23 protein-coding genes and 1 riboswitch are annotated in these 25338 nt (G+C 33.2%); of the genes, 3 read left to right on the forward strand and 20 right to left on the reverse strand.

The features are described 5' to 3' along the window. Positions 1-38 precede the first annotated feature (38 nt). The 10 genes from BUR17_RS16495 to BUR17_RS16540 form a co-directional block, all read right to left on the reverse strand. A complete protein-coding gene (locus BUR17_RS16495) occupies positions 39-929 on the reverse strand; it encodes a 3-hydroxybutyryl-CoA dehydrogenase (protein ID WP_185116696.1) in 891 nt (296 codons plus the stop codon). Further along, complete coding sequence (locus tag BUR17_RS16500; RefSeq protein ID WP_074231696.1) at positions 929-1345, reverse strand: hypothetical protein; 417 nt, start codon at positions 1343-1345, stop codon at positions 929-931. The genes BUR17_RS16495 and BUR17_RS16500 overlap by 1 nt, the downstream gene beginning before the upstream one ends. A gap of 30 nt (positions 1346-1375) precedes the next feature. Beyond that, on the reverse strand, positions 1376-2248 hold the full coding sequence (bla-A, locus tag BUR17_RS16505) for a CGA/CIA family class A beta-lactamase (protein ID WP_074231697.1): 873 nt from the start codon (positions 2246-2248) through the stop codon (positions 1376-1378). Between the two features lie 90 nt (positions 2249-2338). Beyond that, positions 2339-2728, reverse strand: a complete 390-nt coding sequence (locus BUR17_RS16510) for a hypothetical protein (protein WP_074231698.1) — start codon at positions 2726-2728, stop codon at positions 2339-2341. 110 nt (positions 2729-2838) lie between these two features. Further along, the gene (locus tag BUR17_RS16515) at positions 2839-3549 is read right to left on the reverse strand and encodes a LytR/AlgR family response regulator transcription factor (RefSeq protein ID WP_074231699.1); all 711 of its coding nucleotides are present in this window, start codon (positions 3547-3549) and stop codon (positions 2839-2841) included. Further along, positions 3527-4297 (reverse strand): histidine kinase, encoded by a 771-nt coding sequence (locus tag BUR17_RS16520; RefSeq protein ID WP_084550709.1) that lies wholly within the window; start codon positions 4295-4297, stop codon positions 3527-3529. Before BUR17_RS16520 ends, BUR17_RS16515 begins: the two co-directional genes overlap by 23 nt. Before the next feature lie 129 nt (positions 4298-4426). Then, a complete protein-coding gene (locus BUR17_RS16525; RefSeq protein WP_074231700.1) occupies positions 4427-4798 on the reverse strand; it encodes a hypothetical protein in 372 nt (123 codons plus the stop codon). Positions 4799-4874: 76 nt separating this feature from the next. Next, complete coding sequence (locus tag BUR17_RS16530) at positions 4875-6068, reverse strand: alanine dehydrogenase (RefSeq protein ID WP_074231701.1); 1194 nt, start codon at positions 6066-6068, stop codon at positions 4875-4877. A gap of 67 nt (positions 6069-6135) precedes the next feature. Further along, positions 6136-6543: a tRNA (adenosine(37)-N6)-threonylcarbamoyltransferase complex ATPase subunit type 1 TsaE gene (gene tsaE / locus BUR17_RS16535; RefSeq protein ID WP_074231702.1), complete on the reverse strand. Its 408-nt coding sequence runs from the start codon at positions 6541-6543 to the stop codon at positions 6136-6138. 130 nt (positions 6544-6673) lie between these two features. Continuing rightward, positions 6674-7585 carry an alpha/beta hydrolase gene (locus BUR17_RS16540; protein WP_074231703.1) on the reverse strand — a complete coding sequence of 304 codons (912 nt, stop codon included), beginning with the start codon at positions 7583-7585 and terminating at the stop codon, positions 6674-6676. A 321-nt stretch (positions 7586-7906) separates the two neighbouring features. On the opposite strand from BUR17_RS16540, the gene dnaG reads away from it, so the two are divergent. Next, positions 7907-9892: a DNA primase gene (gene dnaG / locus BUR17_RS16545; protein WP_074231704.1), complete on the forward strand. Its 1986-nt coding sequence runs from the start codon at positions 7907-7909 to the stop codon at positions 9890-9892. Between the two features lie 183 nt (positions 9893-10075). Then, positions 10076-10762: an ATP-dependent Clp endopeptidase proteolytic subunit ClpP gene (gene clpP, locus BUR17_RS16550; RefSeq protein WP_074231705.1), complete on the forward strand. Its 687-nt coding sequence runs from the start codon at positions 10076-10078 to the stop codon at positions 10760-10762. 74 nt (positions 10763-10836) lie between these two features. Here the strand turns inward: clpP and BUR17_RS16555 are convergent, their stop codons facing one another. The 8 genes from BUR17_RS16555 to BUR17_RS16590 all read right to left on the reverse strand — a co-directional run bounded on the left by BUR17_RS16555 (position 10837) and on the right by BUR17_RS16590 (position 20042). Further along, positions 10837-11955, reverse strand: a complete 1119-nt coding sequence (locus BUR17_RS16555) for a T9SS type A sorting domain-containing protein (protein ID WP_074231706.1) — start codon at positions 11953-11955, stop codon at positions 10837-10839. A 53-nt stretch (positions 11956-12008) separates the two neighbouring features. Beyond that, complete coding sequence (locus BUR17_RS16560) at positions 12009-13130, reverse strand: T9SS type A sorting domain-containing protein (RefSeq protein ID WP_074231707.1); 1122 nt, start codon at positions 13128-13130, stop codon at positions 12009-12011. A gap of 8 nt (positions 13131-13138) precedes the next feature. Continuing rightward, positions 13139-14410: a YncE family protein gene (locus BUR17_RS16565; RefSeq protein WP_074231708.1), complete on the reverse strand. Its 1272-nt coding sequence runs from the start codon at positions 14408-14410 to the stop codon at positions 13139-13141. A gap of 104 nt (positions 14411-14514) precedes the next feature. After that, positions 14515-14704, reverse strand: a riboswitch (cobalamin riboswitch). Between the two features lie 151 nt (positions 14705-14855). Next, positions 14856-15614: a triose-phosphate isomerase gene (gene tpiA / locus BUR17_RS16570; RefSeq protein WP_074231709.1), complete on the reverse strand. Its 759-nt coding sequence runs from the start codon at positions 15612-15614 to the stop codon at positions 14856-14858. A gap of 148 nt (positions 15615-15762) precedes the next feature. Then, positions 15763-17895, reverse strand: a complete 2133-nt coding sequence (locus BUR17_RS16575) for a S9 family peptidase (RefSeq protein ID WP_074231710.1) — start codon at positions 17893-17895, stop codon at positions 15763-15765. A 28-nt stretch (positions 17896-17923) separates the two neighbouring features. Beyond that, a complete protein-coding gene (locus BUR17_RS16580) occupies positions 17924-18274 on the reverse strand; it encodes a TerB family tellurite resistance protein (RefSeq protein ID WP_074231711.1) in 351 nt (116 codons plus the stop codon). An 89-nt stretch (positions 18275-18363) separates the two neighbouring features. Beyond that, positions 18364-19473, reverse strand: coding sequence for a BT_3928 family protein (locus BUR17_RS16585; protein WP_074231712.1), 1110 nt, complete (start codon positions 19471-19473; stop codon positions 18364-18366). Between the two features lie 5 nt (positions 19474-19478). Continuing rightward, positions 19479-20042, reverse strand: coding sequence for a DUF1599 domain-containing protein (locus BUR17_RS16590; protein ID WP_074231713.1), 564 nt, complete (start codon positions 20040-20042; stop codon positions 19479-19481). Between the two features lie 112 nt (positions 20043-20154). Here BUR17_RS16590 and folP point away from each other — a divergent pair, with 112 nt between their 5' ends. Then, positions 20155-21009: a dihydropteroate synthase gene (folP, locus tag BUR17_RS16595; protein ID WP_074231714.1), complete on the forward strand. Its 855-nt coding sequence runs from the start codon at positions 20155-20157 to the stop codon at positions 21007-21009. Positions 21010-21106: 97 nt separating this feature from the next. Here the strand turns inward: folP and BUR17_RS16600 are convergent, their stop codons facing one another. Both BUR17_RS16600 and BUR17_RS16605 read right to left on the reverse strand, forming a co-directional pair. After that, positions 21107-21343: a hypothetical protein gene (locus BUR17_RS16600; RefSeq protein WP_074231715.1), complete on the reverse strand. Its 237-nt coding sequence runs from the start codon at positions 21341-21343 to the stop codon at positions 21107-21109. Positions 21344-21474: 131 nt separating this feature from the next. Beyond that, the gene (locus tag BUR17_RS16605) at positions 21475-23880 is read right to left on the reverse strand and encodes a hypothetical protein (RefSeq protein ID WP_074231716.1); all 2406 of its coding nucleotides are present in this window, start codon (positions 23878-23880) and stop codon (positions 21475-21477) included. Positions 23881-25338: the final 1458 nt, after the last annotated feature.

A 25338-nucleotide genomic window follows, 5' to 3' on the forward strand; every position in this document is an offset into this window, starting at 1 on the left:
CAATCCAAATTTATAACTTATAACTCACAAATTAAATTTTATTTTGCAAACATTTTTGCTACTTTCTCAGCTTTTTTACTTTCAGAATAATCATAGAAACCTTCTCCTGATTTTACTCCTAATTTTCCAGCCATTACCATGTTTACCAATAACGGGTTTGGTGCATATTTAGGATTTTTGAAACCATCGTACATCACGTTTAAGATTGCTAAACAAACATCAAGACCGATAAAATCTGCCAATTGAAGTGGTCCCATTGGATGAGCCATTCCTAATTTCATCACGGTATCAATTTCTTCAACTCCGGCAACACCGTTGTATAAAGTTTCGATAGATTCGTTAATCATCGGCATCAAAATTCTGTTGGCAACAAAACCAGGGTAATCATTTACTTCTACAGGAACTTTTCCTAAAGTTTTGCTCATTTCATAAATAGAGTCAAAAGTTTCTTTTGAAGTAGAGTAGCCTTTGATGATTTCTACCAGTTTCATAATAGGAACCGGGTTCATAAAGTGCATTCCGATTACTTTGTCTGCTCTTTTGGTAGCGGCAGCAATTTTAGTAATAGAAATAGATGAAGTATTGGTAGATAAAATGCAGTTTTCCGGAGCAAACTCATCCATCTGAGCAAAAATCTTTAATTTTAAATCTTGATTTTCAGTTGCAGCTTCCACTACCAAATCTGCGTTGGTCACCGCATCTTTTAGCTGAGTGAAAGTGGTGATGTTTCCTAAAGTTTCTGCTTTTTCTTCTTCTGTAAGGTTTCCCTTTGCAATGATTCTGTCAAGGTTTGTAGTAATAGTTTTCAATCCTTTGTCTAAAGCTTCCTGAGAAACGTCTACTAAATTTACACTAAAACCGCTTTGTGCGAATGTATGTGCAATACCATTTCCCATGGTTCCCGCTCCGATAACGACAATGTTTTTGATCATTTTAAATTTTCTTTTTTATATATAGTTAGATTATTTAATGTACTTAATTTTTCTTTTTTAATTATTGTCCGACTGTTAAAATCTACAATTCCGTCACTGTTTTCATTTCGGGATTTATTCTGAGAATTGATCGTCGCTTCAAGTCCTTTTATAAACTTTGCTTTTTTGCTTTTTGAGAGTGCATCAATTCCGATGAACAATTTATATTCACCTTCTCTTCCCAAACGTGACTGTCGGTATATCTCCAGAGTGTTTTTTTTACCTTGAAAACTGTTGATATAATTCATTACAGGAGCGTTTGAAGGCGTTCCGCAACAAATGCTGTTGTAGCCTATTTCAATGTAATTTTCACTTTTCTGAGCAAAGAAAAATGCACAACTGAATACTGCTATTGTTAAAATTATTTTTTTCATTTTAATGGTTTTAAAATTAAGCTTTAAATTTTACTTATTAAAATGATCCCAAACTGCTTTTGAAATGTCTGAAATCATCTTACAATTCACCTCGTCTGTCTCGGTAGAATTGCTAATAAATACTACTATTGCATAATGCTTGCCATTTGGTAAGGTAACAATTCCCGAGTCATTTTCTGCGATTGTTAAGTCTCCATCTTTCCCTGAAGAACCCGTTTTGTGGGCTATAGATTGTTTAGGTAGCTGTTCTTTCAGTTTATTTCCTCCGGTAGATGTGTTCAGCATGATATCATATAAAAACTTTGTAGATTTTTCAGACAAAATTTTACCATCGTAGAATTTTTTATAAAGTTGGCTCAAAGAATTGGTTGTGGTATAATTTTCATACAAATATTTTGCTCCTTTGTGCATTTGCTCTTCATTATGTTTAATCTGGAAATCTTTCACTCCTTTAGAATCCATGAATTTTTGAACAACTTGCGTACCTCCGATTAACCTTAATAATACATCACAACCATTGTTATCGCTCCATGCAACGGTATAATTAATGATTTCACTTAAAGAAAGTTCCACATTTCCGTTAGGATATTTTTCCCGAATCGGCGACCATGTATTTTCCAGCAAATCGCTTTTTTTAATTAAAATTTTCTGGTCTAATGAAAGTTTTCCCTTATCTACTAAATCGAGAACTGCAGCTGCAATATGAAACTTAAAAACACTAAGCATTGGAAGTTTTGTAGTTGCATTTTTATTGTATTTAAAACCATCTTCAAAACCTAAAACAGAAACTCCGACAGTTGCTTTTTTACCTTTAATAATTGAATCGACTTTTTGTGCTAAAACAGATTTCTGAGCAAAAGTAAATACTGAAATCAATAGAAAAAGAAGTGCTGTTTTTTTCATAATATTCTGTTTAAAAACAAATCCCTTTTAGACAATAAAAGGGATTTGCAATTTAAGATTTTTTACTATTTTAAACTTAAAATAATTTACTTATTTGAATTTGTATCCTAGTCCGATGCCTGGTTTCCAGCTTCCGTTATCTGTCGAAGTTTTGGTGTTGTAATAGAAAGGGATTTGTAATACAATTTTTTTATAGATTACCGCAAAACCAATTCCTAAAGTCGGCATTATTGTACTGTTTTGGGTTCCGGACGACTGATCTTGTTTTATTCTCAGAGAAGGAAGCATCCCCATCATCAGTTTGGTGTTTTTGTATGTGAAATTTATGTTGGGACCTGTAAAGTTTAGAAAAGCGCCGTGATCAACATATCCTGCAACTGCAATTCCATCAAAAAAAGAAATATTTAATTTTGAATCTTTCTCCTGAGAAAAATAAAGACCGGAGATGAGAATTCCGAACCCGTAAAAAAGTTTTTTCATGATAAATCATTTAATCAAAGCACAAAATTAGCCTGACTAAATGCTTTTTTAGGATCGATGTAATAAAGCGGTGAGATTTTGCAGTGAAAATAAAAAGGTTTGAAATATCTCTACTTTCCGAACATTTCCATTAAAGAATTTTTATAAGTATCACCAATCTGAAGTTTTAAAAACTGGTCAGATTCATTGGAAATCGTTGTGATTATTTCGTTGGTTGACAAAACTTTTACAGATGATAAAGCAATAATTTCTTTCTTATTTACCTGTGCAAAATCTTTTGAAGGAAGCATTTCCAGAAGAGATTTGAAATTGAGATTTTTTAGAACAATCGTCGTTCCGTCTTTCAGAATAATGTCTTTATCACGACTGTCGATCTCAGAGGTTTTAATATAAGCGATCTGTTCAGTGAAGATCGTGGATTTACCAATGTTGGTATTCCATTCGATGAACTCTTTTTTCTGACTGTTGTTTAAAAGATCTGCCGCTTTTTCAAACGCCTGAATCAGTCTTTCTTTTTTGATCGGTTTTCTTACATAATCTACCACATTCAGATCAAAAGCTTCTGCAGCATATTCTTTGTAAGCCGTTGTAAAAATGATTTTTTTTGAATCGGAAATCAATTCGGCAACCTGCAGACCGGTCATTCCCGGCATTTCTATATCTAAAATACAGAGATTGCAGTCTATATTTTTTATTTCGTTGAGGAAGATTTTAGGGTCGTTGAAAGCTTTTACAACTTCTACATTTTCAATCTGTTCGCATAAAAGTTTCAGGTAGCTTATCGCCAACAATTCATCATCAAGAATAACGCATTTTATCATAGAATTCTCCTAAATTGATTGTTAATTCTGCGGTGAAGATACCGTTTTTTGAACTCTTTTGAAGTGAATAAAAATTGGCGTAGATCATTTTTAATCTTTGATCTAAAGACTGACTTCCAAAACCACTGTGATCTTTGTGCAGTACATTTTTAAGCGAAGCTTTGTTACTCACTTTCATAGAAAAAATGCCGCCTTCAAGTTCCAATACAATGGAAATAAAAGAATCTGAAGCCAGAAAATCGGTATGTTTAAAAGCGTTTTCAATTAAGTCAACAGAAAGCAACGGAGCAAATATTTTTTCTTCAAAAACAGCATCTGATTTGTCAATTTTAGATTTAATTCTAAAATCAAAAAGCGGATTGATCTTAATTTTATTAATTTCAATAAGGCTTAAGGCAAAACTTAATTCTTCTTTTGGACTTACAAATTTGTTGTTGCTTTCGTACAGAATATAGTCGAGAACATTGGCAAGTTTGTCAAGCGACATATACGTTTGATAAGCATGAGACTGTACAGAATTGAGAATATTTTTAAATAAATGTGGATTGAGCTTGGTTCCTATATGTTCCAGCTGAAACTCATTCAGTTTATGCTCAATGAGTTTATTGCTTTCAGAAAGTTTTACGTTTCTGTTTTTTAATCGCTGATTTTGACTGAAAAGATAAATACTTACCGTAAGAAAAAAGAAAATAGCAAATACTCCAAAGAAGATCAGATAATCATGAATCATGTAGTAATTGCCATCCATTTTAAGTGAAATATTTAGATGAAATTTATTTCTTTCAAATAGTTAAAACTAAGACTTGATAATTTTAATTGCCACGAATGCACGAATAATAATTAATGAGAATTTGTTTATTCGTGGCTAAAAAATATTTTATTTAAGCTTTTTCAAAGAATTAAGAACTGCTTTTTCCTCACACTTTTCAAAAGTGATTTCGTATGAAGGATTTTTCTCAGGATAAGTGATCACATAATCCGGGCAAGGTTTTTTCTGAGCGTGACTTCTTTCAAAATCTATTTTACCTAAAGTAATAATACTATCTTTTAAAAACTTTTCGTCAACTTTTAAAGTCTTCATTTCGTTTTTAAAATTTTCAGAATACTCAAAATCTTTTGAAAGAGTTTCAGCTATTACACGGCTGTTTGGTAAATAACCGCTGCAGCTTGCTCCTTTTGCATTAAGTACAAAAAATACGATGATAAGTCCGGGAATAAGCCCGATCAAAAAGAATTTTATTTTCTTCATACGTTGATTTTACAATCTATAATTGATGAATGATCATTGATAAATGATGATCGATTCTTTGTTTTCGAAAAATTTATTAGAATATTAAAAGATTGATGTCGTGATACGTAAGTCCGAAACGGTCGCAGATCACTTTTTTGGTATGTCTGCCTTTGTACATATACAAACTCTGCTTCATTTCGTTTTTGCGGATCAGCATGTTTTCAAAACCACCTTCCAGATCGTAGTTCAAAATATAGGATAGGAAGAAATTAGAGATTGCTTTTGTTGTTGTTCTCGGCATTTTTGACGTAAGATTCGGTAATCCGCAGTGAATAACGCCGTGTTTGATGATGTAAGGATCATCCATTGTGGTCAACTCAGAAGTTTCGATGGCTTTTCCGTTATCGATAACGATGTCGATGATGACGCTGCCTTTTTTCATTTTCATTACCATATCTTCGGTAACGATGGGTTGCATATTGAGTCTTGGTAAAGCGCCGATTACAACGTCGGCTCTTCTTAAACTTTTGCTTAATTCTTTAGGATCGATGATCGATGTTGGAACTCTGCTGTCTACCAAAGTGTGAAGCCTTCTCAGTTTTGAGAGTGAATTGTCAAAAACTTTTACACTTGCTCCTAAACCGATCGCTGCTTTTGTAGCAAATTCTCCAACGATTCCAGCTCCTAAAACCACAACTTCTGTAGGTCTTACTCCGGTGATTCCACCAAGCATTAAACCGTTTGATAAGGCTAATAATTCTGAAGCGTATAAAATAGAAACAGAACCAGCAATTTCTCCGATCAGTCTTACTAACGCAAGTTGCTTGTATTCATCTGCAATAAATTCAAATGCAATGGCATTGATTTTTTTCTCAGCAATTTTTGTGAAATAATCTTTATCTCTTAAATTGATCTGAAGCGCAGAAACTAAGTACGTATTAGGCTTGAAATAATCAATTTCCTCTTCTGTAGGAGGATTGATTTTTAAAACCAAATCCTGAGAAAATGCTTCTTTAGCATCCTGAGTAATTCTTGCTCCTGATTCTGAGTACTGTAAATCTGTGAAAAATGAGCCTTGTCCTGCACCAGATTCAATGATGATTTCGTGACCGTTTTCTACCAAAACCTGTACTGCATCGGGCGTTATGCACGTTCTTCTTTCGTTAAGACAGGTCTCTTTAGGGATTCCTATGCTAAACTGTTTCCCTTTTTTAATAACTTCCAGCTTCTCTTCCTTCGGAATTAATTCTTCCTCTGAAAAAGGAGTAAAAATATTTGTAGTACTCATTTTTGTTTAATTATGACTTACAGATTTTTTTTATTACAATCGATTTCTATAAGCAAAGATATAATATTTAATCGAATGTAATTTCTCTGTTTTCTCCGGTATTATTGATGCTCATCGAGTGATAATTTAACCCGTAAAGTTCGTCTTCATATACTTCTGGCCATTCTATAATGCACAAAAATGCATTGTCAAGATATTCTTCAATACCAATATCATATACTTCTTCTATATTTTTTAAACGATACAGATCGAAATGATAAATTTTTCCTTTTGGCGAACTGTATTCATTTACAATCGAATAAGTAGGAGAGTTTACTTCATCTTTACTGCCTAAGTTTTTAAGCAGAAATTGAGAAAACGTCGTTTTACCTGCTCCCAAATTTCCTTTTAATAAAAGAATATTATATTTCAGCTCAGGTAAAATTGAGTCTACGACTTTTTGCCAGTCTTCTATTTTTTCTATATTAAATTGCATAAGCAAAGATAATTAATTGTACTAAATTTTTAATTCCCAAAACATGAGATTTGATTGGAGATTTTGAAATGTTGAACATACTAAACTTTCAAAAAAGTGTAAACTATCAACTAAAATTAAAAGTTTTATTTTACTTTAAACTCAAAATCCACTGGTAGAGATTATCTGTCCAGTTTTCAAGATGTCCTTTTCCAATTCCTAAGCCAAAACCGTGACCTCCCTTTGGGAAAATATGCATTTCTACCCCTACTTTCTCTTTCTGCAAGGCTTCATAAAAGACAATACTGTTTCTCACAGGCACTGTTTCATCATCTGAAGAATGAATTAAAAATGTGGGCGGAGTCTTACTGTTAATATGTAGTTCGTTGGAATAATTATTTACAAGATCTTGACTTGGATGTAGTCCTAATAAATTTTCCCTTGAGCCTTGATGTCCAAATGCTGAATTCATAGTAATCACAGGATATACTAAAATCATAAAATCTGGTCTTGCGCTGATTGATTCAATTTCTGATTTTGGCAATTTGTCTTCACTGTCAAAATGAGTTCCCAATGTTGAAGCAAGATGACCTCCCGCTGAAAAACCCATAATTCCAATTTGGTTTTCAGCGATATTCCATTTTTTAGCGTTAGTTCTTACAATTCTTATGGCTCGTTTGGCGTCTTGCAATGGAGCTTCGCTTGGAATAATTAATGATTTTGATACAGGAAGTCTGTATTTTAAGACAAATGCTGCAATACCTTTAGAATTAAACCATTTAGCAATATCAGTACCTTCACCATCGTAAGCTAAACCTCGATAACCACCTCCTGGACAAATAACTACTGCTTTGCCAGTTGCGATTTTTTTGGAAGGTAAATAAATTTCTAACGTAGGTTTTTGAACGTTTTCAATCCACAAAATAGTTGTTTCACTTGAAGTTTCTTTTTCCTGAGTCGGTTTTTGATTTGGAATCTGTTCGCCCCAAAGTGGAACTATTTCCTGACTGTGAAATATAGCAAATGATGAAAGTAATAAGCTAAGCGAAAGAATTTTTTTCATTGCTGAAATTTTTATTTAATTGTTTTCAAATTTAAGGTAAATTGGGATTCTAATTTGTCATTCTGAAAGAATCTAAATTTTTTTAGAAATTACGATCTTTCAAATTTGTAAGGAAATTTATACACATTTAATTATTAAATGGAAAAAGGAAATATCAATCTAAAAAAAATGGGAATCAATAAAATTTTTATCATTATTAATGCTATATGCCATTTTCTTTTCTTGCCGTAGTCATGAGGTTGTTTTGCATTACAAAAAAGAAAATTTTAGAGTACTACAAAATTAGCCCAAACCAATACTGAAATTCGTATTTTTGCCAATATGATTTCCAAACAGACGATAGATAAAATATTTTCCACAATCCGCGTAGAAGAGATTGTTGGCGAATATGTGCAACTGAAAAGAGCGGGATCAAATTTTAAAGGTCTGAGTCCGTTTCATGAAGAAAAATCGCCCAGTTTTGTAGTTTCTCCAAGTAAGCAAATTTGGAAAGATTTCTCAACCGGAAAAGGAGGAACTGCGATTTCTTTTTTAATGGAAATTGAAAACTTTACCTATCCTGAAGCTCTTCGTCATGCTGCCAAAAAATACGGAATCGAAATTGAAGAAGATCAGCGTGAATTTTCTGAGGAAGCAAAAAATGCACAGTCTGAAAAAGATTTATTGTATAAAATTCATGAGGTTGCCAATGATTTTTATCAGAATACGCTTTGGGAAAATGATGAAGGCAGAGCGATCGGTCTTTCGTATTTCAGAGAGCGTGAACTGAAAGATGATATCATTAAAAAGTTTCAGCTTGGTTTTTCGCCCGAAAAGAAAAATGCGTTTACAGAATTTGCCATTGAAAAAGGCTATACAAAAGAAGTTTTAGAAAAATCGGGACTTTCTATTTTCCCTGAAAATGCGCCGAACGGAATTGACCGTTTTCGTGAAAGGGTAATGTTCCCGATTCACAGTTTTTCGGGCAGAGTTTTAGGTTTTGGAGCGAGAATTCTTAAAAATAATATTAAAACTGCTAAATATCTCAATTCTCCGGAAACAGAAATTTATCATAAATCGAATGTTCTTTATGGTTTAAACCAAAGCAAGCAGGCAATTTCGAGAAAAAATATCTGTCTTTTGGTGGAAGGTTATATGGATGTGATTTCACTTCATATGTCCGGAATTGAAAATGTTGTAGCGAGTTCCGGAACTTCTTTAACAACTGAACAAATTAAACTTATCAAAAGACTCACAGAAAATGTGACAATTCTTTTTGATGGTGATAATGCAGGAATTAAAGCGAGTTTCAGAAGTATTGATATGCTTTTGACAGAAGGAATGAACATTAGAGTTCTTCTTTTTCCGGATGGTGACGACCCCGATTCTTTTGCCAGAAAACATCCGCAGGAATATGTTGAAAAATTCATCGAAAATCAGGCGATGGATTTTATCGATTTTAAAGCTGAAATTCTTTTAAAAGAAGTAGGAAATGATCCTATAAAAAAAGCTGAAGCGATCCGGGATATTGTAAAATCTGTCGGGTTCGTTCAGAATGCTTTGAAAAGGGAAGTTTACCTGAAAGAAGTTTCCAATAAATTTGGTCTTTCTGAGCAGAGTTTATTTAATGAACTTGATGTTCAGAGACAGGTTAATCAAAATCATAATCAAAACGCTCAACAGCAAAAGGAAAATGCAGCTCCAGTAAAAATGGAGATTGTTCCTTTGGATGAAGAAAAAGGAGATCCTTATCTGTACGATGTTTTATTTATGGAAAACAAATTGGTCGATCATATGTTGATGTTCGGTGATGTTGTTTTAAAGCGAAAAGATGACAACAATACTGACTATCAGATTACGGTCATCGAAGAAATTCTGCATCATTTTGAAGAAGAACAATATCAGTTTCTTGTAAAAGGAAACGAAATTATTATTGATCAGGTGAAAGAAGGTATTCAAAACGACGAGCTTAGAAGCGGAAGTTTTTTTGTCAGTTTTATGGATGAGCAGATTACCACAAAAGTAGTTGATGCACTGATTCCTTTAGATGATTTGGAAAACTGGAGTTCACGAAACATTCACCCGCCCAATTATGGCGATAAAGTTGCAGAACAGATCAAAGGTGACGTTTTGCTTCATAAATACCGCTACATTGATTATTTAATTAAAGAAACGATTGCTGAACTCGAAAAATACAGCAATACCGATGAGGTGAAATATTTTGAGTTGATTAAAAAAATTACCTTATTAAAACAGGCTTCTATCAGACTGAGTGATATTATTGAATATTCGCCGATTAAAGGGATTTATGTTGATAGAAAGCGATAGTTAGTTGATAGTTTTTGGTTGTTGGTTGATGGTTTAAAAAATTTGCTCTTCATTTTATTATAAAAAAATCTGAAATCTTAAAACTAAAATGCGATCTAAACTGACAAAAAGTCCTATAAAATTTTAGGAATAAAAATTGTAATTTACAGTTTAAATAAATTAAAAAATAATACCGATAGAAATATGGACATTAAAAAAGAATTCAGAGATTTCTCTACGAAACACTTGGGAAATAACGGTTTGGTAACCGATCAGTATATGGGAATGTTTAATCCTACCAATCTTACGCCTTACATTATGGAGGAAAGAAGATTAAACGTTGCTCAAATGGACGTTTTCTCTCGTTTGATGATGGATAGAATTATTTTCTTAGGAACAGGAATTGACGATCAGGTTGCAAATATTGTAACGGCTCAGTTGCTATTCTTAGAAAGTGCAGATCCTTCAAAAGATATTCAGATCTACATCAATTCTCCTGGAGGAAGCGTTTATGCAGGTTTAGGAATTTACGACACGATGCAAATTATTAAGCCGGATGTTGCTACGATCTGTACAGGTATTGCTGCTTCAATGGGAGCTGTTTTATTGGTTGCAGGTGAAAAAGGAAAGCGTTCTGCTTTGAAACACTCAAGAGTGATGATTCACCAACCTTCTGGTGGAGCTCAAGGTGTTGCTTCTGATATGGAAATCAATTTAAGAGAAATGTTGAAGCTTAAAAAAGAGTTGTATGACATTATTTCTGAACATTCAGGACAAACTTACGAGTGGGTTGAGAAAGCTTCAGACAGAGATTACTGGATGACTTCTACCGAAGCTAAAGATTTTGGAATGGTAGATGAGGTTTTACAAAGATCTAAAGAGAAGAAATAATTTTTCTCAAGTTATGATATAAGTTCGGCGCGCCCAAAGGGCGCGCCGAACTTTTTTTATTATTAAAAATCAAACTACTTTTTGATGATTTTATGAGTCGTTGTCGACTGATTGGTTTTAATTTCAACCAAATAAACACCTGACTGTAGACTTTGAATATTAATCTTTTTATTTTGAGTATTCATCACTCTTTGTCCCGAAATAGAGTAGATATTAATATCTTTAATATTGTCCTGAGTTTCAATAATCAGAAAATCTGTAGCTGGATTAGGATAAATCTTAAAGCTTTGTTTTACGGCATCTGAAACACTTAAAGTTACATCGGCAACGGTTGGAGTAAATGGTATTCTGTTTCCAAAACTTAATCCAAACCAATCGTTATTCACTAATTGAATTAGTGAAAGGTTATTTTGCCCTCTCCAGCTTGAAAGATCTTTTCCTTTGTATAACTTCCAAGAATCGTTTCCTGTTGAGTTTCCTGAAAAATTGTTTAATGATAATGCTGAAATTTGGTTGGCTGCTGAAGTATAATTGAATTCATTGACATGAGCATCAATTAATTGTAAAGCCTGTTCTGCTGTAATTGTTCCATTATATTGAATTCCAAAAGCAAAAGAATTGGCAATTCCGTTACCGTTATCAGTCCCGAAATCTACAACAACTAAACTTTTATTGCTTCCTGTTCCGATCCAATTAATAATTTGAGATGAATTAAACCATGCAGAATTGTAAGCTGGAACCGGAGTGGAAGGCGGACCGAATGTTGTTCCTGGAGTAAAACCATATCCATAAGATAAACCATACCATTTTCCGTCAACTAACGGATCATTGTTGACGCCATTATTTGCAGTCATGTTATTCGAAGAAGTTCCCGACCAAGTCGACCAGTAATCATCTGTACTTGGAACGTGGTGATTATAATCAAAACTGTATAAAAATCCGCTCGGTACTTCTGCGGTAACTTTAGAATCTGCCGCATCGATTGCATTAATAAGATCTTCCATCGTTAAATTGGTAGAATCAAATCTGTAGCCCCAAACATAAGAAGTAGGATTGTCTGAATCGTTGAAATCTGCAATTAAATAGGCTTTTTTAGAACCTGTTCCTACCCAGAATTTTACATCATTTTCTGTAAGTTGAGCAAATGAAAATTGAAATATAAAAATTAAAAAAAGAAGTATTGATTTTTTCATTGATGAATTTTAAAGTGAAAAAAAAGAGCATCATAAAGATGCTCTATGTTGAATTATTTTTTGATGATCTTATGAGTGGTTGTTGATTTGCCTGTTTTAATTTCAATCAAATAAACTCCCGACTGTAAACTTTGAATATTGATTTTTTTATTCTGAGTATTCATTATTCTTTGTCCGGAAACAGAGTAGATGTTGATATCTTTAATGTTATCCTGAGTTTCAATGATCACAAGATCACTCGCAGGATTTGGGTAAATTTTAAAGCTTTGTTTTACAGCATCAGAAACACTTAAAGTTATGTTTGCTTCAGTTGGAGTAAAAGGTCTTCTTGTTCCGAAACTTAATCCAAACCAATCGTTATTATTTAAAGTGATCGTTGAAAGATCAGCATTGGTTTTCCAGTTTGACAAATTGGTTCCTTTATATAATTTCCAGGTGTTTGTTCCGCTTGCTGTTCCTGAAAAAGAATTTAATGACAATGTTGAAACCTGATTCGCTGCAGAACTGTAACTGAAAGAATTTGTTTGTACATCAATTAACTGTAAAGCTTGTTCTGCTGTAATAGTTCCGTTATACTGAATTCCAAAAACAAAAGAATTGGCGTTTCCGTTAGAATTATCAGTTCCGAAATCGACAACCACTAAACTTTTATTGCTTCCCGTTCCGATCCAATTGATGATTTGCAAAGAATTATACCACAACGAACTGTATGCAGGAATCGGTGTTGCAGGAGCTTCAGCTGTAGGATTGCTAAAACCGTAACTTGCACCATACCATTCTCCGTTTGAAATGGTTCCGCTGTTCATCCATCCTGCCATTGACCAATTATTGGTGTTGTCAGCTGCCCATAAACTCCAATAATCGGGTACAGACTGTGCAAAATGATCATTAAACTGAACTTTATCTAAAAATCCTCCTCCGAAACTTGTTCCGTAATCAAATGCTGGTTCTGCAGTTTTTATCATCTGCAGCATTTGCGGACCGGTAATATTTTGTCCGGGATTGAATTTCACGCCCCAAACATATGATCTGTCATCAGTACCATCTTTAAAATCGGCTACAAAATATGCCGTTTCTGAACCTGTACCTACAAAAAACTTTACATCGTTGGCTGTAAATTGTGACATATACAGCGCAACGATGAAAGTAAATAGAAAACTTGATGCCTTTTTCATTTTAAAAATTACTTAATAATTAACTTTTCGCTAAAGTTGATATTCTTATCTGTAATTTTTACGACATAAACGCCTTTAGATAATGCGCTTACATTAATTCCTTTTTCATTGTATTTCTCATTGATGACAATTCTTCCGTTTACATCATAAACCTGAATATTTCCAGAATTTAAGCCTTGTACAAAGAATCTGTCACTTGTAGGATTTGGATATACAATTAATTTTGATGTTTTTGTGCTTTCAATAGTAGAAAGAGATGCATTATTATACGCAATGATTTGATTAGGTAATGAAGTTACTGTAAAAGTATTCAATAAACTACCTTGTAAATCGTAAGTGTAAATTTTTCCCGCCGCAATATATCCTGAAGGATCGGCTGCATAGATTTTATTATTAACAACATTAAATCCGTATGCAGTTCCATAACTGTTTACGGTAATTGGTGTAACTGCAATAGGAGAGGTGTTAATTGACGGTGAAGCAATTGGTGTTTTGTAGATCGATGCTTCATTCATGTAATAAATATTCGTTCCGTCGGTATCCATATAAGATGGTTTTACGCCTACCGGAAATGTTGTGCTCGAAACCGTAGTCTGGCTTGTCGTATTATAAACCGTCAATGTTCCGAAAGAAGTTGGAAGGTAAGGATCTCCCGAACTCATAATGTACAGTAAATTGTCTTTTTCAAAAATACTGTTGGGTGAGTCTCCTACATTTACCTGCGATTCTACAGTATTGGTTGTAGTGTTGATGACATCCATAAAATGGTTCAATCCGTAACCTCCTTTCAATAAAACATAGAGTTTATTGTTTTTGGCAAAGATTTTTTCAGGACCATTTCCTACAGGAATATTTGTTTCGTGAGCGTAAGTTGTAAGATCGTAAACCGACACGTAATTTGTCAAGGTATTGTTTCCCCAATTGGTAACATAGAATTTATTTCCGCTAAAAGCGATATATCTTGGGTTGGCAAGATTGGTTGAAATCGTTGTAATCAATGAAAAATCAGACTTGTTTATGACTTTTATTGTATTGGAATAATTTAAAACTACAAAAATCTTATCACCAAAAACCTTAATGTCCTGACCAGTATCACCCAATGTTGCATTATTGTTTTTAAGTTTAAAATAATTATTGGTGACAACCGATTGATTGTCGATGAAAGATACTTCTGCAGTACTACTTCCGATACCGCCTTCGTTGAGTACTAAAACGCCTTCGGTTTGGGCATTTGTAAATGAAAATACAAATGCAAGAATAAGAAAATAGATTTTCTTCATGATATAATTAAATTTAAAGTTTTGTTCCCGAAACTTCACTGCAGGAAAAAAACAGTCATGAAAAAATATCCGAAGATTTGATCTCATAAACTTTTATTCCCGAAAGTTGAAATTAATCTAAGGCAGGTCTCCTGGCTTGCATCTTATTATAACCTTCCCAAACCTGAAGTTCAGTGGTGTACTTAATAATAAGTTGAATAGCTTACAGTTGCGGGTACAGCTCAAGAATTATTTTACTTCACTTGATTCCCTATTAATGAACGCTTGGGTTCAACCTTAAACTTTTGCAAAGATATTATTTAAAAATTGATTATTGTTTTAATGAAAATTTAATAATTTTAAAATTATGTTGAACAATAATTATTTATTAAATGTTTATTTTGTTGAATTAATCAAAAAAGACATACCAAATGATATGTCTTTACTTTTTAATATGAATTATTTCTTAATTAAAACCTTCAATAATTTTTGAGAAATCTTCCAATTTCAATGCAGCTCCACCAATAAGACCACCGTCGATATCGGGTTGAGAGAAAATTTCTTTAGCATTATCTGGCTTTACAGAACCTCCGTAAAGAATAGAAATTTCGTCAGCAACTTCTTTTCCATATTTTTCTGCGATAATTCCTCTGATGTGAGCGTGAATTTCCTGCGCCTGTTCCGGAGTTGCAGTTTCGCCAGTTCCGATTGCCCAAACTGGTTCGTAAGCAATAACTACTTTTTTGATTTCCTCTGCAGAAAGAGTGAAAAGTGCAGTTTCAGTCTGTGTTTTTACAACGTCAAGATGCTGTCCTGCTTTTCTTTGCTCTAAAGTTTCACCATTACAGTAAACAGGAATTAAACCTTTATCTAAAGCCAATTTTACTTTTTTATTGCAGCTTTCGTCGTTCTCACCGTGGTATTGTCTTCTTTCAGAGTGACCGATCAAAGAACCTGTAGCATCGATAGATTCCAACATATCTGCAGAAAGTTCACCTGTGTAAGCTCCGCTTTCATATTCGCTCATATCTTGAGAGAAAACTCCGATTTCGTCTTTTTCGAAGATATCTTTTGCCATCATTAAATATAAAGAAGGCGGTGCGATCCAAACTTCACAGTTGGTTGTATTGTTGTTTTTATAGCTTAGTAATTGAATCATTAATTGTTGAGCATCAATGACGTTTTTGTTCATTTTCCAGTTTCCTGCAACTATTTTTCTTCTCATAGTTTCTATATTATCTTTTTATTTCTTTTTGTTTTTTTATTTTAAATCTTTAAAATTTATTTAATTATATTTTTCTCGCAGATCATTTTGATTTCGCAGATTTCTATTTTAATGATCTTTAAAATTTGCTAGATCTGCATGAGCTAAATTACTTATCAATTCCCTCCAGTTTAAACATGAAAGCATATTCCAAAGCAATATCTTTCAGATAATCAAATCTTCCGGAAGCTCCACCATGACCGTATTCCATGTCAGTTTTTAGGAATAAAACATTTTTGTCTGTTTTTAAATCTCTTAATTTGGCTACCCATTTTGCAGGCTCAAAATATTGTACCTGAGAATCATGCAATCCTGTTGTAACAAGGAGGTTCGGATAGTTTTTTCTCTCAATATTTTCATACGGAGAATAAGATTTCATATAATCGTAGGCTGCTTTGTTGTTAGGATTTCCCCATTCATCGTACTCATTCGTTGTCAAAGGAATACTTTCATCCAACATGGTATTAATAACATCCACAAAAGGAACCTGTGCAATGGCTCCATTCCAAAGTTCTGGTTTCATGTTGACAACAGCTCCCATTAAAAGTCCACCTGCACTTCCTCCTTGAGCGTACAAATGTTTTGGTGAAGTGTATTTTTCTTTAACTAAATATTCTCCAACATCGATAAAATCGGTAAATGTGTTTTTCTTTTTCATCATTTTTCCGTCTTCATACCATTGTCTTCCCATTTCTTGTCCACCACGAATGTGCGCAATTGCAAAAGCAAAACCTCGGTCTAAAAGACTCAGTCTTGTACTGCTGAATGTCGCATTCATTGAGTTTCCGTACGATCCGTAAGCATAGAGTAGAAGTGGGTTTTTGCCGTCTTTCTTATATCCTTTTTTATAAACAATTGAAATCGGAATTTTTGTACCGTCTTTTGCAGTGGCAAAAAGTCTTTCGGTAACATAATTAGCTTTATTGTAACCGCCTAAAATTTCCTGTTGCTTTAATAAAGTTCTTTTTCCTGTTTGTAAATTTTGCTCATACTGTGAACTCGGAGTAATCATCGAAGTATATCCGAATCTGAAATAATCTGTATTGTATTCAGGGTTTCCTGATGGATAAACCGTGTAAGTTGGCTCATCAAACTTTAAAAATTCCCTTTTATTGGTTCTTCTGTCAAGAATAACTAATTGCGAAAGTCCGTTTTGTCTTTCACTGAAAACCAGATAGTTTTTAAACTCACTGATTCCTTCCATCAAAACATCTTTTCTGTGTGGCATGAAATCTTTCCAGCTTTCAACGCCTGTTTTATCCAAAGGGGTTTCCATCACTTTGAAATTGAGGGCGTCTTTATTGGTTGTGATCAAAAATTTATCTTCTAAAGGAGTTACATCATACAAAACGTCTTTCATTCTTGGTTGGAAAACCTTGAAATTTGCATTCGGTTCATCTGCATTGATGTATCTTGTTTCTGAAGAAGTAGTTGCCGAAGAAACAATCATGATGATTTTTTCGTTCTTCGATTTTCCTACGCCAATATAATTGGTTTTGTCTTTTTCTTCGTATACCAAAACATCTTTTGAAGGATCAGTTCCTAAAGAATGTCTGAAAATTTTCTCTGTTAAAAGCGTTTCTGGATTTTTTCCAGTGTAGAAAATGGTTTTGTTGTCATTTGCCCAAGTTGCAGAACCTGTTGTATTTTTAATTCCTAAATCGGTCGTTTTTCCGGTATTAAGATCTTTTAAAAATAATTTATACTGCCTTCTCGATACATCATCAACTCCGTAAATCATTTTAGAATTATCAGGACTGACGCTGAAACCCGATGCAGAATAATAAGCATGACCTTCTGCAAGTTGATCTACATCCAGAATGATTTCTTCAGGAGCACTTAGGTTTCCTTTTTTTCTGCAATATTTGAAGTATTGTTTTCCGGTTTCAGTTCGGGTGTAATAGTAATAACCTTTTCTGAAAACAGGTACAGACTCATCCTTTTCCTTGATTCTTGCCTTCATTTCCTGAAAAAGCTTTTCTCTGAAAGGTTCTGTATCTTTCATCATGCTTTCCCAGTAAGAGTTTTCAGCGGTTAAATATTCTACAACCTGCGTAGAATCTCTTCCTTTTTTGAAAAAATCAATCATCCAGTAATAAGGATCATTCACTTTATCACCGTGAATATTTCTCAAATGCTGTTTTTTGTCAGCAACCGGAGCTTTTAGATCAGGAAATATCTGAGACTGAAATGGGGCTGTACTCATACTCATTACTAATAGGGATAAGCAAATTTTTTTCATGTTTATATTTTTGTTTTTCGGTGATTTTTTACTTCAGATTCCAAAGGTTTTTCAAAAGAACGTAGAAAGTATGTTCTTCGTCTGTCACTTTATCATCAGCTTTAATAAGAGTTTTGGCAAACTTGATGAAATTTAAACGTTCTTCTTCCGTAGAATCATCTAAAAAACAACGTCCGTGAAATTCAAAATGATCTTTCCATTCTTCAGGCTTAAGCAATGCGATAGTTTCCAATTCGTTATCTAAATTCATTTTAAATGGAAATTCGTCAGCCAAATATTGCTGCACCAACATTCCTTCTTCCGGAGCAAATTCTCCGTCAACAGACGAAAGAATCATTAATAAGTGATAACCGGCGATAGATTTATTTGATTTATGCATTTTGATATATTTAAAGTTTAATGTTCTAAGTTTAATGTTTTCCTGGTTTTAAAATTGACAATTTACCATTCACAATTGACAGTAAAATTCTAGTCAACGTAATATTTTGCTGGCTGTTTGTCAACAATTTTTCCTTTTTCTAAAACCAGTACAAAAGGATTGCTTCTTGCAATTGTTTTGATGGCAGTACCGTCCATCATTGCATTTTTAATGGTTTTAAAAGTATTTTGATCGGTAGAAACACCGTAAATTACAGCTCCTTTCTGAGCATTTACTTTTGCTTCTACGTTTTTAATTAATTCTGGAGAAACTTCTTTCGGATGATAAGCAAATACTAAAATTGCTTTCGGAGCATTGATAACTTCATCAGTTAAATCAATTCCGGTAGGGTCTTCAATTTTGAATTTTACAATTTCAGATTTATAACCTTCTTTAACGAGTTTAGATTCATTTTTACCTTCTTCAATTTTCCAAGGCGAACCTTCTTCCCAGTATTTTGTTTGGTTTACATAATCGTCCGAATTTACCTTTAAAACTTCCCCGGTTTTAGTGTTTTTCATTGAATAAAAAGTCTTGTATTCAAAAGGATTTTTGATAATTTTAGCTTTTTCAGCTTTCAGATCGGTTCCTATTTTATAATCGCGGAAATCAATAATTGGTTCGTTGATGATACCAATAGCCATAATCACAATCATTCCTAAAGATAAAATACCTAAAACAATTGATTTCAATTTATTGTTTTCAGGTTTATTATTATCTGAGTAAGCATCTTTTTTCTTGAATTCTTTTCTATATAAAACAAAAAGAATAATCAGCCCAACCAAAAGTACAACATCTTTCACAAAGCTTTCCCAAGGTGTAAATTTAATCGCATCACCAAAACATCCGCAATCGGTTACTACATTAAAGTATGCTGAATAAAACGTTAGAAATCCAAAGAAAATACAAAGTGCAATCAGCGCAGAAAGTGTGAATTTCAGTTTTAATTTTAGTAATAATAAAAAGCCTAAGAATAATTCAAGAACTACCACGATAATTGAAAAAAGCAAGGCGAATTTCTCTAAAAACGGCATGTTGAAAACCGATGGCGAAAAATATTCTTCCATTTTAAAGGAAAAACCTACCAAGTCTACAGCTTTTACAAAACCTGAAGCGATGAAAATAACAGCGATAATGAAACGTAATAAACCTTTGATCATATTAATTAGTTTTTTGGTTCGTTTGGAATTGTTTGTTCAGAAAATTTTATCAGACAGAAAACTGCGTAATTCAGCATGTCAAAATAATTGGCATCCAAACCTTCAGAAACCAAAGTTTTTCCCTGATTGTCTTCAATTTGTTTGGTTCTCAATACTTTTTGGTAAATTAGGTCGGTGATGGAAGAAATTCTCATATCTCTCCAAGCTTCGCCGTAATCATGATTTTTCTTTTCCATTAAAGCTTGCGCTTCAGCAGCATATTTGTCGTAAAGATTTAAAATTTCTTCAGGATTTTCATTAAAATCATTCGAAAGACCTTTTTCCAGCTGAATTAATCCGATAATTGAATAATTAACGATAGCAATAAATTCTCCTTCTTCGCTTTCGTCAATCATCTTTACATCAGTCATCTGTAACGTGCGGATTCTGTTGACTTTAATATAAATCTGATCCGTAATTGAGCTTGGGCGTAAAACTCTCCACGCTGCGCCATAATCGTGCATTTTTTTACTGAAAAGATCACGACACTCATTGATGATTTTACCGAACTGTACTGAAGTTTTTGACATAAATTTTCTTAATCTTTCAAAGATACAAATTAGGTTTTAGGTAAGAGGAATCAGGGCGCAGTTTTTTGGCTATAACTTGGAAGTAACAAGCCAGAAGTAGTATTTTTGTGATATGGAAAATCATTCATCATTCATCAATAATCATTCATTAAATTGCAACGGAAGGTTAGTCGATTTAAGTTCGCCAAAAATCATGGGAATTCTAAATCTTACACCCGATTCTTTTTCTGACGGTGGAAAATTTAATAATGAAAAATCGTCATTGCAACACGCTGAAAAAATATTGAAAGATGGAGGGGAAATTATTGATATTGGTCCGCAGTCTACAAGACCGAATGCTGAATTTCTGAGTATTGATGAGGAGATCAGAAGAATCGGAACTGTAATTTCAGATATCAAAAAAGAGTTTCCCGAAGCATTAATTTCTCTGGATACTTTTTATGCTGAAACTGTAAAATTTGGTTTTAATGAAGGAATTGATCTGGTGAATGATATTTCAGGCGGACAGTTTGATGAAAAAATGTTTGATGTCATTGCTGAAACAAGACTTCCTTATATTTTAATGCACGTTAATCCTTCTTATGAAACGATGCACAATAAAGTGAATTTTAAGGATATTACTTTGAATGTCAATCAGTATTTTACAAAAAAAACAAACGAATTATTACAAAAAGGAGTTAAAGACATTATTTTGGATCCCGGTTTCGGTTTCGGAAAAACGGTTGAAGATCAGATGAAAATGATCAATGAAGTCGAGTTCTTAGGTTTTGGGAAATATCCTTTATTAATAGGGATTTCAAGAAAATCTTTTATTTATAAACCTTTAGGGAAATCACCTTTAGAAATCAACGAAGAAACTCAAAAGTTGCATTTAAAAGTTTTAGAACAAGGAGCAAAAATTCTTCGGGTTCATGATGTTGCGGAAGCAAAGAACTGTGTTTTAGAGTGGGAGAGTGGTCGTGTTTGAGAGTAGGAGTGTGGGAGAATTTTAGGGTTTGAGAAATGTAACACTAATTATAAGTTGACTTTCACACTAAAACTCTCCAATACTAAAACCCTCAAACCTACTTTATGGTTGATAGTTTATCAGAGAACTGCTTAGAAAATTCCTTACGGTCTTCTTCCAGTTTTTCAGGATTTGAAGGAAGAATATAATTGAAAAGTATTTTTTCTTCATTATCTAAAAAAATGATTTCTTTTTCTTCACCATCAATCATTTGAGCAAAAACAGACCACATTGAAGTATCTTTTAGTTTTAATAATTCAAAAAACTGTTCTGCTTTTATTTCTATTTTTTTCATTTTATATTAATTCTTAAAACTGTCGTTTATTATTTTCCCTGCTTTAATTTAGCCACAAAGTTATACAACATTTTTCAATTTTTAAAGTGGATAGAGGGATTTGAGTTACATTTAGAAATACAAAACTTAGATTAAAATTCAAGAAGCTTTAATTTAAACTGTATTGCAAAATTTTGTTTAAAATTGGTTGTTGTGTAGTAACCAACCCTGTAAAATAATCCAAGGTTGAAGTATGAAGATAAAAAATTATTCCATTCTAAACCAACTTCCTGATACAAATGATCCAGCTTTTCGAATCTGTAATCATGATATTCGGGATGTTTCATATCTCCAATTGTTCCACGAAGCACAAAATCAAAACTCGTCACATTCTGACCAATACTTTTAAAGTAAAAAGGTAATTTATGCGTGAAATAATAAGCAATAAACTTATCGTTGTAATATTTTCCGCCTTCCAAAGTGGCAAAACCGAGATAAGAAGTAAGGTTAAAATTAATATCACGACTTGGAGAGGCCAGTCCGTTTGTTGTGAAATTTTTCCAAATAGGTGCTTCACCCAAAAGAAAACCTCCGTATAAACGAACGCCTGTGTTTCCCAGTCTTGTTTTGAAATTGTGCACAAACAAAGCATCAAAACGGGTGTAATTAAAATCTCCGCCAAAAACTTTCACACTTTGCTCGTAATTAAAATAAAGCTCGGGATATTTCTGATCGATCAGTGATTTTCCCTGCGGAGTCATGATGTTTGTTGAATTTGGGGAATATTTTAAAGTCACCAAAGTATTGAAGTTTTCAAAAGAACCACCTTTTCCGCGGAAATTATAATCAAATAGAGCTTCCTCAGAATTTCTTCTTGTAGCAAAAGCGAGCGTTAAACCGTTGGTAACGTCATTTAAATAAGACAAAGAAGCGCCCTTATAACGGTAATATTTATCGTTGTTGATGTTATTTCCATAATTCATCATACGCATTCTGAACGTCCAAAGTCGGCGATAAAATTCACCTGAAGAATTTACATCGTCATAATATTCCACTCGGAAATAAGAGTTTTTTTCGAGCGTGGTTTTCATATCAATTCCAATTCCATATTTGAATTTATCGTCACGTAAACCATAGGCAAAATAATAATCGGGCGAAAAATAAGGGTCGAAATTTTCATTAAGTTTTCCTTTTAAACCCAATCTGAAGCCTTCATACAAGTTATAATTGACAATTTCACCAATATCAAAATCAAAACTTCCCACACGAACCTGCCCGTTAATCAAACCTGTTAAAATTCTTGCTGTTCTGTCAATCTTATAGACTTTTCCTAAACTGTCAATGGTTTTGTAGGTATGACTTTCTCTAAGAGATAAAGGTTCTGGACGATAAAGATGAAGCGTGTTTCCGCTTGTATTTTTTACCGAAAAAGTATAGCCTTTAAAATCTTTCGGATCTTCTTCAATAGGAGAGATGTAATTGAAATATTTTGAGTTAAGATAAGCGTACGTTCCGAAACTTTTCTTTTTTTCTTTCTCTTTTTCAGGATTTTCACTGTCCTGTCCCATCATCATTCGGCTCATACGTAGTTTTACACGTTCTTCAGATAAAAACCATTTGTTGTTGAAATAAATCCAGATGCTCGTAATATTTCCTTCGTTTTTCTCTTTGCTTACGCTTTCGATTTTTTTGATGCCGTACGTTTCAGTATCAATATAAATAGTTCCGCTGAATTTTCTTTTTTTTACCGGTTTTTTATAATTGGCTTCACGAAAACGGATTACATAATTTTGTCTACCATCAATTTCTACGCTGTCTGTAAGAAAGAAACGGTACAAACCACGATTTTCCTGTTTGATCTGATTGGGGATTTTGTTTCTATTGCTTTGCAGCGCAATCATTTCGTAAATAGGCTGCTTCAGTCCGGAAATTCGATTGTCAAGAATATTTATTTTTTCGCCATATTTTTTCGAATACAAAAATTCCTGAGCTCTTTCCCAAAGAAAAAGCTTACTGTTGGCAAATATTTTTCTCGCTGAAACATCTTGTGCAGAATCTTCTTTTTTATTGTTTTTAAATAATCCTAAATTGTTGGTGAATACATTATTAAACGCAGTAATGCTATCTTGATCAATATCAAGAGAAACCTTTTCGTAAGATTTGTACGAATAAGAATCTAGACTTTCGGGAGAGTTACTTTTAAAAAGCTGATCTACTTTTCTGAGAATTTCCAAAGCTCTGGGATCACTTTTATCTTCAAGAATGATTGTTTCTATCGCAAAAGTTTTGGAGGAAGTAGGAGTAAGAGAAATCTGGATAATATTTTCTACCAAAGTGCTTTCTTTATAAAAACCCGATGCTTCAATCTGAATATTTTTGCATTTAGTTTTAAATTCCAAAAAACCTGCAGCATTAGTTTTGCCTAAAATCTTACCATTACATGAAATATTAGCGTTGGCAATCGGAGTTTTGTCAGTTTCATTAAATACAGTGATTTTTGATTGCGAAAAACCAAAAATAAATGCCCACAAAAAAATAAAACTCAGAAGCCTTTTCATACCATTATGCTCGTTCAAAATTACTGATATTTCTTATTGTGAGAAAGTTTTTAAAGTTAACTTATTTCACATCAAAAACGATTCCGAAGATTTCCAAAAAAGGATCCGCCTTTATTTAATTATATACTCTTGAAATAATCATTACTGAAGATATCATTCTCTCTGAAATTTTCAAGGATATTTTTTATCATATATAATATATAGAAGGATTTCGAAAATGGTAATCTATGTAAATAAGTAATTTTATTTTTTTCAGTAGCTTAATCCGGCTTTCACTACTCGCTTTTTTGTGCCCTGCTTTTTCTTTGCAGCAAAAAGAGCTCAAACAAGCCGTTCAATCCGGGCTAGAGTGGTAGTTTGTAACGGAACTTTCAGTTATATATGTATTATGTACTTATTACTTAAAGGACAAGATTTGAATTGCTATTTTAAAATAGATCCATATTTATAATTTTTGCTTGGATTTAAAAATTAACTAGAATAATGATATACAAAGACAGCGCTCCTCCGGAGCGCTGTCTTTGTAGCAAAACAATAATTGGTTAGAATCAAAGCTATATCGGAGCGGCACATAGATCATAAATCCTCCCAAAAGCAAATCACAGACAGAACAATATATAAAAGCCTGCACTCCTAAGGAACGTCGTCTTTTATAATATATAAAAGAATATCTTTTCACGTTTGAATCCTTTATTTTCTACTTAGTCTTTCTTTTGCTAAGTGAAACGCCTTTGTTTGTCTTATATAAGGATGTAAAAACAACTCTTAGTTTTCCTTTGCGATAAAACCGCTTCCCTATATATTTTATCATAGATATTTCCCTCTGAAACCTTTTCTTTCTTCTCTCTTATACTTTCAGAACTTAAGCCTTTCCCACAATCTTCACTCTCAAATGCTCAAACACTATTACTCTCCGACACTCACCCGCAACCCAACCCACACAACCTGCGACCAGCCACCGATACCCTAAGTCCTAACCTGTGCTAGCTAATGCTCAAAATTTTGAATCATTAAACCAGCTAGTTACCATGGAATACTGATTAAATATGAATTTTATGTTAAATAAATTAGGATTGTGTGTTAATAAAGTACTACTTTTGCCCCACTGAAAAACGAGAGAGTTTCGGTAGCGCAGAAGAGCTTTGAATAAGGCAAAAACGATAATACTAATGTTATCTACGAATAGATAAGGATCTTAAAAAAAACTTTTAAATTTTTTGAAATAAAAATTTGCGAGAAATAAAAAGATTAGTATCTTTGCAGTCCGGTAAAACGGGAGCGGAGTAGAATAAATCAAGTGTAGGAAATAAGGATTTAGGGTCATTAAAAAACTTTAAAATTTCTTTTAAAAACATTTGGTCAGTTAGAAATAAAGTTTTACTTTTGCACACGCAAATCGGTACTGAAAACGACAGAAAATGTAGGTATCGTAAAAAGCGAGAGAGAAGAGATCATTGA

Source organism: Chryseobacterium scophthalmum (assembly GCF_900143185.1).
Lineage (GTDB): Bacteria > Bacteroidota > Bacteroidia > Flavobacteriales > Weeksellaceae > Chryseobacterium > Chryseobacterium scophthalmum.